Source organism: Streptomyces sp. NPDC059454, from assembly GCF_042749965.1.
GTDB lineage: Bacteria > Actinomycetota > Actinomycetes > Streptomycetales > Streptomycetaceae > Streptomyces.
The window spans coordinates 1-3538 of record NZ_JBHYVC010000127.1 but is presented as its reverse complement, the minus strand read 5'-3'; the positions used below and the strand labels follow the sequence as shown (position 1 = coordinate 3538).

Sequence of the window (3538 nt, the reverse complement as noted above, 5' to 3'; positions counted from 1 at the left end):
CGGTGAGGCGTGGGCGTGCGGCGCGGACGTCGACTGGGACGCCTTCTACGAAGGCACCCGCCCCCGCCGCGTCGACCTCCCCACCTACCCCTTCCGCCGCGAGTGGTACTGGCTCACCCCCGACGAGGCCGACCGGCCGGCCGGCACCGGCGGCGACCCCGCCGACGGCGAGTTCTGGTCCGCCGTCGAGAGCGGTGACGTCACCCGGCTGTCCACCGTCCTGGACATCACCGGCGACGACACCGAGGCCTTCAGCAGCCTGCTGCCCGCACTCGCCTCCTGGCGCCGCCGCCGCACCCTGCGCACCACCCTCGACTCCTGGCGCCACCGCGTCCACTGGACCCCCCTGACCGGCGCCGCCGGACCCGTCCCCGCCGGCCGCTGGCCCGCGCTCGTCCCGGCCGGGCACGCCGACGACCCCTGGGTCGACGACGTCCTCACCGCCCTCACCGCCCGCGGCCTGCGCGTCGAACGCCACGACCTGACCGGCGACGAGGACACCGCCGCCCTCACCGCCCTGCTCACCACCCCCGACGGCGAGGAACCCGCCGGAGTGCTGTCGCTGCTCGCCCTCGACGAGCGGCCGCACCCCGACCACCCCGCCGTGCCGCGCGGCCTCGCCGCCGCCAAGGACCTGACGCACGCCCTCGCCGGCACCGGCACCCGTCTGTGGGCGCTCACCCGCGGCGCCGTCGCCGTCGACAGCCGGGACCCGCTGACCTCTCCCGTCCAGGCCGAGACCTGGGGCTTCGGCCGAGCCGTCGCCTTCGAACTCCCGGACACCTGGGGCGGACTCGTCGACCTGCCGCCCACCCCCGACCCGCGCGCCCTCGACCGCCTGCCCGGCCTCCTCGGCGGCCCCGAGGACCAGCTCGCCGTGCGCGCCGCCGGCTCCTACGCCCGCCGGCTCGCCCGGATGCCGCTGCCCGAGCCCGCGGGCGACGCCGACCCCACCGGCACCTGGACGGCGCACGACACCGTCCTGATCACCGGCGGCACCGGCGCCCTCGGCGCCCACGTCGCCCGCTCCCTGGCCGCCGCCGGCACCCGGCACCTGGTCCTCACCAGCCGCCGCGGCCCCGACGCCCCCGGTGTCGCCGAACTCACCGCCGAACTCACCGCCCACGGCGCCCGCGTCACCGTCGCCGACTGCGACGTCGCCGACCGCGACCAGCTCACCGGGCTCCTCGAGTCCCTCCCCGCCGACCTGCCGCTCACCGGCGTCGTCCACGCCGCGGGCGTCCTCGACGACGGCGTCCTCGACGCCCTCACCCCGGACCGCTTCGACGCCGTCCTACGGCCCAAGACCCTCGGCACCGCCAACCTGCACGAGCTCACCCGCGACCACGACCTGTCGATGTTCGTGCTGTTCTCCTCCATCGTCGGCGTCCTCGGCAACGCCGGACAGGCCAACTACGCCGCCGCCAACGCCTACCTCGACGCCGTCGCCGAGCAGCGCCGCGCCGCCGGACTGCCCGTCACCTCCGTCGCCTGGGGCCCCTGGGCCGACGCCGGCATGGCCACCGCCGACGTCCTCACCGACCGGATGCGCCACGACGGACTCACCCCGATGGCGCCCGACACCGCCGTCGCCGCGCTGCGCGCCGCCGTCACCGAAGGCGCCTCGCACGCCACCGTCGTCGACGTCGACTGGCCGTCGTACGCCGGGGTCCTGACCGCCGCCCGGCCCAGCCCTCTCATCGGCGACCTGCCCGAGGTCCGTCGCGCCCTGGAGGCGGCGAAGGCCGCCGCGCCCGACACCCACGCCCTGCGCGACCGGCTGCGCGGCCTGGCCCCCGCCGACCAGGACCGCCTGCTCACCGACCTGGTTCGCGCCGAGGTCGCCACCGCCCTGCGCCACGCCTCGCCCGAGGCCGTCGACGTGCACCGCGCCTTCAAGGACCTGGGCTTCGACTCGCTGACCGCCGTCGAGGTGCGCAACCGCATCACCGCCGCCACCGACGTCAAGCTGCCCACGACGCTGCTGTTCGACCACCCCAACACCGCCGCCGTCGTCGACCACCTCAAGGACCGGCTGCTCGGCGAACAGCGGCCCGCCACCGCTCCCGTGGTCGTCGCGGCCGGCGTCACCGACGAGCCGATGGCCGTGGTCGCCATGGCCTGCCGCTTCCCCGGAGGGGTCACCAGCCCCGAGGAACTCTGGGACCTCATGGTCGCCGAGGTCGACGCGGTGTCCACCCCGCCCGCCGACCGCGGCTGGGACCTCGACTCGATGTACGACCCCGACTCCGAACGGCAGGGCACCACCTACAGCCGTGAGGGCGGCTTCATCCAGGACGTCGCCGGATTCGACCCGGCGTTCTTCGGGATCTCCCCGCGCGAGGCCCTCGCCATGGACCCGCAGCAGCGCCTGCTCCTCGAGACCTCCTGGGAGACGTTCGAACGCGCCGGCATCGACCCGGAGACCCTGCGCTCCACCGCCACCGGGGTCTTCGTCGGCACCATCAACACCGACTACCAGGTCCGCCTCGGCGGTGCCGCCGCCCAGGAGCAACTGGCCGGCCACCTCATGACGGGCAACGCCTCCAGCATCGCCTCCGGCCGCCTGTCCTACACGTACGGCTTCGAGGGCCCCGCCGTCACCATGGACACCGGCTGCTCGTCCTCCATGGTCGCCCTGCACCTGGCCCTGCAGTCGCTGCGCACCGGCGAGTGCACCATGGCCCTGGCCGGCGGCGTCACCATCATGTCCACCCCCGAGCCCTACGTGGAGTTCTCCCGGCAGCGGGGCCTGGCCCGCGACGGCCGCTGCAAGGCGTTCGCCGAGGGCGCCGACGGCATGGGCTTCGCCGAGGGCGTCGGCCTCGTCCTGCTGGAGCGGCTCTCCGACGCCCGCCGCAACGGCCACCCCGTGCTCGCCGTGGTGCGCGGCTCCGCCCTCAACCAGGACGGCGCCTCCAACGGCCTCACCGCCCCCAACGGGCCCTCCCAGCAACGCGTCATCCGCCAGGCCCTCGCCAACGCCGGGCTGTCCGCCGCCGAGGTCGACGTGGTCGAGGCGCACGGCACCGGCACCCCGCTCGGCGACCCGATCGAGGCCCAGGCCATCCTCGCCACCTACGGCCAGGACCGCCCGGCGGAGCGGCCGCTGCTGCTCGGCTCGCTGAAGTCGAACATCGGCCACACCCAGGCCGCCGCGGGTGTCGGCGGCATGATGAAGATGGTGCTCGCGATGCGGCACGGCATGGTGCCCAGGAGCCTGCACATCACCGAACCCACCTCGGTCGTCGACTGGTCCAGCGGTGCCGTACGCCTGGTCACCGAGGCCACCCCCTGGCCGGACGCCGGCCACCCCCGCCGTGCCGGCATCTCCTCCTTCGGCATCAGCGGCACCAACGGCCACCTCATCCTCGAACAGGCCCCGGAACCCGAGCCCACCGACGGCACCGAGGACTCGGCCGCGGAGACCGACGGCGTGCTCACCGAGCCGGTCCAGGCTCCGGTGTGGCTGCCGTGGGTGGTGTCGGCGAAGTCGCGTGAGGCGGTGCGGGAGCAGGCGGCACGGCTGGCGGCGTCG

General features: G+C 75.4%; 1 protein-coding gene. It reads left to right on the top strand.

The features are described from left to right. Positions 1-3538, top strand: a 3538-nt coding sequence (locus ACFXAE_RS36080) for an SDR family NAD(P)-dependent oxidoreductase (RefSeq protein WP_384723930.1), incomplete at both ends; no start/stop codon positions are given.